Below are 7,137 nucleotides of genomic sequence, written 5' to 3'. Positions count from 1 at the left end.
CGCGAGCGAGGAGCCCGGCTCGGCCGCCGCGAGCACCTGCTCGCCGGACCGCGGCCAGACGCGCCCCGCGCGGCGGTCCTGCTCCTCCCTGCGGCAGCAGGACCCGGATGACGCGGTTGGTCAGGTGCAGGCCGGCGCGGGAGAAGATCGAGTCGTTGGTCTCGGTGACCAGGGCCGCCTCGCCGAGGTCGACGAGCAGGCGCGGGTCGACCTGGGCGAGCGCGACGCCGTCGCGCAGGCCGACCCAGATGACGGCTCGCGCCTGGGCATCGGTCATCGCCGGCAGCTCGGTGCGCAGTGCGGCGAGCGACTGCTCGTCGAGCAGCGGGGTGGCCCAGGTGCGGTCGCCGGCATTGGGCAGCACGAGCGGGGCGGCGAGGTCGACGCCCTCGAGCGGGGCCGAGTCGGCGTCGAGGGTCAGGGTCGTGCGGGAGGTCTCGGCGCCCTGGGCATAGGTCGCGACGCGACGGCGTGCGGCCGCTGCGCGGGGTGCCCCGCGGGTGCCTGCCGCGTGACCGTGCCGGCCGCCCGGTCCACGGCGATGGTGTCGACGCCGGAGGTCTCGAGCCAGGCGGCGCTCCACGCCGCGAGGTCCTGCCCGCTCGCGCGGGACATCGCCGCGAGGAAGGCCGCGAGCGTGCCGTTGCCGAAGGAGTGCGCGGTCAGGTAGTCGCGGATCCCCTCGAGGAAGGCCTCGTCGCCGATGAACTCGATGAGCTGACGGATGACGGCCGCGCCCTTGGCGTAGGAGATGCCGTCGAAGTTGGCCAGGGCCGACTTCGCGTCGGGCGCGGGCGAGCCGGCGACCGGGTGGGTCGAGGGCGAGCGCTCGGCGCCGTAGCCCCACGACTTGCGCGACATCGTCGAGTCGACCCAGGCCTCGGTGTACTCCGTGGCCTCGACGAGGCAGCGGTGGGCCATGTACTCGGCGAAGGACTCGTTGAGCCACAGGTCGTCCCACCACCGGGGGCTGACGAGGTCGCCGAACCACATGTGCGCCATCTCGTGGCTGATCGTGTTGGCCCGGGTGAGCATCTCGTCGCGGCCCACCGCCCCGCGGTAGAGGTAGGCATCGCGCAAGACGACGCACCCCGGGTTCTCCATCGCGCCGGCGTTGAACTCCGGGACGAAGACCTGGTCGTAGTCGTCGAAGGGATAGCGGATGCCGAAGATCGAGTGGAAGTAGTCGAAGCTGCGTCGGGTCACCTCGAGCATCTCGGGCGCGTGCTCCTCGAGCTGCTGGCGAAGGGAGCGCCGCGCCCAGAGCCCGAGCTTGATGCCGTCGTGCTCGTCGGTCACGGACACGTAGGGTCCGGCGCACAGCGCGACGAAGTAGGTCGACAGCGGCTGGGTCTGGGCGAGGTGCCACACCCCGCCGTCGGCGATCTGGCCGGAGCCGTTGCCGATGACGTGCCACTCCTGCGGCGCCTTGACGCACACCGCGTAGGGCGCCTTGACGTCGGGCTGGTCGATGCACGCGAAGACCGCCGGGGCGGCATCGAGGAAGAGGTGGCTGAAGACGTAGTCCTCCCCGTCGGCGGGGTCGGTCGCCCGGTGCAGCCCCTCGCCGTCGTGGCTGTAGGCCATCGTCGCCTCGACCTCGACGACGTGGTCTCCCGCCGTCACCGTCAGGGGCAGCCGCCCCTCGTCGAGGGTCGTCACGTCGATCTCGGCGCCGTCGAGGCTCGCGCGGTGCAGGGTCCGCGGCTTGACGTCGACGAAGGTCGTGCCGTCACCGCTCGCCGTGAGGTGGATGCGGGTCACCGACCCGAAGGTCTGCGGCCCACGGTCGAGATCGAGCTCGACCTCCATGAGCGACACGGTGAGCAGGTCTGCGCGGGCGACGGCTTCGTCGCGGGTCAGGGAAGGCACACCGGCATCCTGTCACCCCCTTCGTCCGAAGGGGGTGAGCCACATCGTGGACGTCGGTGGCTCTCCGGTCGCGAGACCCCACCGACAGGTGTCTACTGCTCGGTAGCGACAGCGCCGTCGACCATGGGAGACATCGTGACCGAACCTCAGCCCAGCATCGAGAGCACCTCGTCGGGCCCGAGCCGTCGTGCCTTCATGGGCTACGTCATCGCCGGGGCCACGCTCGTCACCGGGGCCGAGATGAGCCTGGGTGCACCGACCGCGGAGGCGGTCGTGCCCACCCCGCCGCAGCCGGCGGAGATCCTCGATCTCAACGACCTGCTCACCCTCGCCGCGGCCCCGACGGCCGCCCTCATCACGTGACGATCGGCACCGACGGACGCGCCTCCTTCGCCCTGCCGCGGGCCGAGGTGGGCCAGGGCATCGTCACCTCCACCGCGATGATCATCGCCGAGGAGCTCGACCTGCCCGTCGACCGCGTCGACGTCACCCTGGCGCCGGCCCGACCGGAGCTGCTCTTCAACCAGCTGACGGGCGGGTCCAACACGACGATCTCGACGTACACGCCGATCCGAGTCGCCGCCGCGCTGGCCCGACAACAGCTGCTCAAGGCCGCCGCGACCGTCCTCGGGACCACGGTCGACGCGCTGACCATCAAGGCGGGTGTCATCACCGACGCCGTGGGCAATGCGCTCACCTTCGGCGAGCTGTCGTCCAAGGCGGCGGCCACCACGACCACCCGGGCCTCGGTGACCCTCAAGGACGCCTCCGATCGCACCGTCGTCGGCACCCCGCAGGGGCGGACCGACGCCCGGGACGCGGTGACCGGCGCGAAGACCTTCGCCATGGACGTCAAGGTCCCCGACGCCCTGCCGACGATGGTCTGCCGACCGCCGACGCACAACGGACGCCCCGTCGCGCTGCGCAATGCCGCCGACATCGAGGCCATGCCGGGCGTCACCGACGTCGTCAAGGTCGCCACCGGCATCGCGGTGCGCGCCCGGACCTTCGGCCAGTGCATCGACGCGATCCAGCAGATGGACGTCGAGTGGGAAGGGGGCCGCCTCGCCGGCGCCACCGACGCCTCCGTGCTCGAGGGCGTGAAGAAGGCCGAGCTGCCCATGCTCACCCCCAAGGTGTCGCTGCTCGCCAAGAAGATCGACGCTTCCTTCACCTTCCGCTTCCGCAGCAACTCCTCGCTCGAGCCCAACTGCGCGATCGCCGACGTGCGCTCCGACTCGGCGACGATCTGGGGCTCGCTGAAGTCCCCCGTCGTCGCGCAGGAGAACATCGCGCTCGAGCTCGGCCTGCCGGTGTCGAAGGTCAAGGTCCACGTCACCCAGGGCGGGGGCTCCTTCGGGCGCAAGCTCTTCCACGACGCCGCGCTCGAGGCCGCCCGCATCTCGAAGGCGATGGGCAAGCCGGTGCGCCTCATGTGGCACCGCGCCGACGAGCCCCGGCAGGGCCGGCTGCACCCGATGGCGACCTCTCGGGTCCGGGCGGCCTACCTCGGCGGCGACGTGCTCTCCTTCGAGCAGAAGCACACGAGCGTCACGACCGACTTCGGCCACGGCCTCGGCGACATCATCACCAACCACGCGGCCAAGCTGCCCGTCGGCCAGATGACCTTCGCGCAGACGATCTTCGCCCTGACCCAGGAGGTGCCCTACAACTTCGGGGCCGTGAGCCAGACGCTCACCGAGACCGACGACCGCTTCAACACCGGCAGCATGCGCCAGATCTACTCCCCCGACGTGCGCTGCGCCAACGAGCTCGTCATCGACGAGCTGGCCCGGCGGATGCGGATGGACCCCGTCGCCTTCCGCCGGAAGTTCCTGCGGGACAAGCGCACCCGGGCCGTGCTCGACAAGGCCGCCGAGGTCGGCGAGTGGGGCCGCTCCCTGCCCGACGGCGTCGCCCAGGGCATCGCGGTCCACAAGGAGTACAAGGGCGCGACCGCCTGCCTCGTCGAGATCGACTGCCGCCCCGAGACGGTGAACCGCACGGTCCGCGATGCCGTCACCGGGCCGCGGGTCACCAAGGTCGTCTTCGCCGTCGACGCCGGCCTGGTCATCAACCCCACGGGCCTCGAGGCCAGATGCTCGGTGGCGTCATGGACGGCATCGGCCTGGCCCTGACGACGAGCTGCCACCTCGAGGAGGGCCACTTCCTCGAGGCCAGCTGGGACAACTACTTCTACACGCGGCAGTGGAACGTCCCACCCGAGATCACCGTCGAGATCATGCCGTCGGACTCGCAGCAGCCCGGCGGCGCGGGCGAGGCGGGCGTCGCGTCGAGCTTCGCCGCGATCGCCTGCGCCTACGCGCGCGCCACGGGCCGCATGCCGACCGAGTTCCCCATCAACCACCCCGACCCGATCAGCTTCGAGGTCAAGAGCTTCGTCCCCTCCGTCCCGCAGTCGCCGACCGACGGCCTCGACCACACCCGCTGAGGAGCGCGCCATGTCCAGCCACACCTTCGTCCTCAACGGCGAAAAGGTCACCGTCGACGTCGAGCCGGGCGTGCGCCTGCTGTGGGTCCTGCGCGACGTCCTCGGGGTCACCGGCCCCAAGTACGGGTGCGGGATCAACGTCTGCAAGGCCTGCACGAGCCACATCAACGGCAAGGCCTTCAACCCCTGCGCCGTGCCCGTCGACCAGATCAAGGAGACCGACGAGGTCACGACGATCGAGGGTCTCGCCGACACCGTCGACGGCGACCTGCACCCCATGCAGGAGGCCTGGATCGAGCACGACGTCGCGCAGTGCGGCTACTGCCAGCCGGGCCAGATCATGGCCGCGGTCGCGCTCGTGCGCAAGGTGCAGCGCGAGGGCCGCGCGATCACCGAGGCCGACCTCGACACGATCCGCAATGTCTGCCGCTGCGGGACCTATCCACGCATCCGCGACGCGATCAAGGACGGCGCCCAGCGCATGTGATGCACCCGGGGGTCACCGCAGGTGGTGGCCCCCGGCCATGCCCTCGAGGCGCGCGATCCGCTGGTCCATCGGCGGGTGGGTCGAGAAGAGCTTGCCCACGTCGCGGGCGCTGAAGGGGTTGGCGATCATCATGTGACTCGCGTTCTGCAGCTGCGGCGTCGGCTCGAGCGGCGCGCGCTGCACGCCGCCCTCGAGCTTGCGCAGGGCCGAGGCCAGAGCGAGCGGGTCACCGGTGAGCCTGGCGCCGTCCTCGTCGGCGTCGTACTCACGGGTGCGCGAGATCGACATCTGGATGACCATCGCGGCGATGGGCGCGAGCAGCGCGACCGCGATGCCGGCGATGGGATTGCGGTCGCGGTCGCCGCCGAACCACAGGGCCATCGAGGCGACGGAGGAGATGACTCCGGCGATCGCCCCGGCGACCGAGCCGGTGAGGATGTCGCGGTTGTAGACGTGCATGAGCTCGTGGCCGAGCACTCCGCGCAGCTCGCGCTCGTCGAGCAGCTGGAGGATTCCCTCGGTGCAGCACACGGCGGCGTGCTGAGGGTTGCGCCCGGTGGCGAAGGCATTGGGCGCGGCGGTCGGGCTGACGTAGAGCCGCGGCATCGGCTGCCCGGCGCGCTGGCTGAGCTCCTCGACGATGCGGTACATCTGCGGGAACTGCTGCGGATCGGCGGGCTGGGCACGCATCGCCCGGATCGCGAGCTTGTCGGAGTTCCAGTAGCTGTAGGCGGTCGTGGCCAGGCCGATGAGGGCGAAGATCCACACGTAGCGCGCACCGGCGAGGGCGTAGCCGACGAGGATGAGCAACGCGAAGATCGAGCCGAAGAGGCCGGCGGTCTTCAGACCGTTGTAGTGGTTGTGCATGTCATCCCCAACGCTCGCAGGGGGTCACGGCGTTCCCGTCCCCAGCAGCAGGACGGGCACGAGGGTGGCGGCGAGCAGCACGACCCCGGTGACGACGGCGACGACGGTCGCGGTCCGATCGGTCCGCTCGGGCGGCCGGTGCTCGTCGCCGGGCTGCAGCACGAGCGCCACCCAGCGCAGGTAGACGGCCAGGCCGATGACCGCGGCGACGACGGCCGGCAGAGCCACCCACCACAGGCCTCGGTGGCGAGGGGGCGCAGCGCCATGACCTTGGCGAGCAGGCCGGCGACGCCCGGCGGCAGGCCGGCCATCGTGAGCAGCGCGAGGGTGAGGACGGCGGCGTGCACGGGCCGGCGGCGCAGCAGCCCGCGGTCGTCGTCGAGGCGTCGCGGACCGTCGACCGACAGGGCGGCGACGACGGCCAGGGCGGCGACGACCGCGACGACGTAGACGGCGAGGTAGCCGACGGCGGCGAAGGTGTCGCCGGCAACGAGCGGGGCGAGGATCCAGCCGCCCTGGGTGACCCCGGACCAGGCGATGAGGCGAAGGGGGTCGCTCGCCCCGAGCGCGAGCACCGCACCCCCGATCATGGAGACGACGGCGAGCACGCCGAAGGCCGGGGTCGCGGCCGCGCGCACGCTGGCTGCACCGTCGGTGACGGCGACGAGCCCACCGACGGCGGCGACGGTCGAGACGCCCGCGAGGAGCATCGCCACCTCGAGCCCGGCGCGGGGATAGTCGCCGGCGCCCAGGCGTGGAAGGGCACGAGCGAGAGCTTGAAGCCGACGGCCGCGAGGAGCAGGACGACCGCGAGGGTCAGCACGGCGCGGGTCTCCCCCGTCTGACCGGCCGCCCACGAGGCGACCCCGCTCAGGCGCAGGCTCCCGGTCGCGGTGACCACAGCCCGGCGCGACGACCGCCACGGCGAAGCTCGCGACGGACGTCGTCACCAGCTGCATCGCCCCGCTGTCGCGCCGCCGCGCAGGACCGCGAGCGCGACGATGGGCAGCGTGGCCAGCTCGAGGCCGACGAGCCAGGTGCCGAGGTCGTGCGCGACCGAGACGGTGCACGCGCCGGTGACGGTCGCCAGGAGCAACGCGGCCTCGACGGCGCCGTCGGGGCGGTGGGTCGTGCCGTCCTCGAGCGAGGGCACGCCACGCTGCCGGGCGAGCAGGACGAGCACGGCGAGACCGGCCGCGCCGGCGAGCGCCTGGAGCAGTGCACCCGACTGGCTCACCCGCAGCAGGCACTCGCTCGCCTGCGTGCCCGGCGGCGGGGTGAGGCTCATGGCAGGGTCCCCGGGCCGGCACAGGGTCGTGACCTCGCCGCCCCCGGAGCTGCACGCGCAGGGCGAGAGCGGTACCGAGCGAAGACGAGGAGCCGCGAGGGCCGCCAGCAGGATCGCGGGCAGGCGACGTCGCGGGGCGAGGGCGTCGACCGCGAGGACGAGCACGGCCCG

At 72.1% G+C, this 7,137-nt stretch carries 7 protein-coding genes and 3 pseudogenes; 4 read left to right on the top strand and 6 right to left on the bottom strand.

Translation table 11 applies throughout. The features are described from left to right. Both AC2W7J_RS13895 and pepN read right to left on the bottom strand, forming a co-directional pair. A pseudogene (locus AC2W7J_RS13895) lies at nt 1-364 on the bottom strand (aminopeptidase N); the annotation flags it as partial. A 53-nt stretch (nt 365-417) separates the two neighbouring features. After that, nucleotides 418-1,872, bottom strand: coding sequence for an aminopeptidase N (pepN, locus tag AC2W7J_RS13890; RefSeq protein WP_485983097.1), 1,455 nt, complete (start codon nt 1,870-1,872; stop codon nt 418-420). Between the two features lie 135 nt (nt 1,873-2,007). Here pepN and AC2W7J_RS13885 point away from each other — a divergent pair, with 135 nt between their 5' ends. The 4 genes from AC2W7J_RS13885 to AC2W7J_RS13870 are packed head-to-tail and all read left to right on the top strand — an operon-like array spanning nt 2,008 to nt 4,811. Then, entirely contained in the window at nt 2,008-2,235 is a 228-nt protein-coding gene (locus AC2W7J_RS13885; protein WP_485983095.1) for a hypothetical protein, read from the top strand. Then, entirely contained in the window at nt 2,232-4,010 is a 1,779-nt protein-coding gene (locus tag AC2W7J_RS13880; protein WP_485983093.1) for a molybdopterin cofactor-binding domain-containing protein, read from the top strand. The genes AC2W7J_RS13885 and AC2W7J_RS13880 overlap by 4 nt, the downstream gene beginning before the upstream one ends. Continuing rightward, nucleotides 3,986-4,324: a hypothetical protein gene (locus tag AC2W7J_RS13875; RefSeq protein WP_485983091.1), complete on the top strand. Its 339-nt coding sequence runs from the start codon at nt 3,986-3,988 to the stop codon at nt 4,322-4,324. Before AC2W7J_RS13880 ends, AC2W7J_RS13875 begins: the two co-directional genes overlap by 25 nt. 10 nt (nt 4,325-4,334) lie before the next feature. Further along, the gene (locus tag AC2W7J_RS13870; RefSeq protein ID WP_255185303.1) at nt 4,335-4,811 is read left to right on the top strand and encodes a (2Fe-2S)-binding protein; all 477 of its coding nucleotides are present in this window, start codon (nt 4,335-4,337) and stop codon (nt 4,809-4,811) included. Between the two features lie 12 nt (nt 4,812-4,823). Here AC2W7J_RS13870 and htpX read toward each other — a convergent pair whose 3' ends face one another. The 4 genes and pseudogenes from htpX to AC2W7J_RS13850 all read right to left on the bottom strand — a co-directional run. Next, nucleotides 4,824-5,678 (bottom strand): zinc metalloprotease HtpX, encoded by an 855-nt coding sequence (htpX, locus tag AC2W7J_RS13865; protein ID WP_255185302.1) that lies wholly within the window; start codon nt 5,676-5,678, stop codon nt 4,824-4,826. Then, entirely contained in the window at nt 5,654-6,394 is a 741-nt protein-coding gene (locus tag AC2W7J_RS13860) for a proton-conducting transporter transmembrane domain-containing protein (protein WP_485983088.1), read from the bottom strand. The genes htpX and AC2W7J_RS13860 overlap by 25 nt, the downstream gene beginning before the upstream one ends. Before the next feature lie 26 nt (nt 6,395-6,420). Beyond that, nucleotides 6,421-6,579 (bottom strand): annotated as a pseudogene (locus tag AC2W7J_RS13855) (proton-conducting transporter transmembrane domain-containing protein); the annotation flags it as partial. Nucleotides 6,580-6,624: 45 nt separating this feature from the next. Next, nucleotides 6,625-7,137, bottom strand: a pseudogene (locus AC2W7J_RS13850) (hypothetical protein); the annotation flags it as partial.

This window comes from Janibacter sp. CFPM2_SD2 (assembly GCF_057364645.1).
The sequence above is the reverse complement of the archived record's forward strand: the minus strand, read 5'-3'. Positions and strand labels throughout refer to the sequence as shown.

Bases quoted from the DNA above. Each gene is read 5' to 3' on its own strand.
- AC2W7J_RS13875 (WP_485983091.1), top strand. From the start codon at position 3,986: ATGGACGGCATCGGCCTGGCCCTGACGACGAGCTGCCACCTCGAGGAG.
- AC2W7J_RS13870 (WP_255185303.1), top strand. From the start codon at position 4,335: ATGTCCAGCCACACCTTCGTCCTCAACGGCGAAAAGGTCACCGTCGAC.
- htpX (WP_255185302.1), bottom strand. From the start codon at position 5,678: ATGCACAACCACTACAACGGTCTGAAGACCGCCGGCCTCTTCGGCTCG.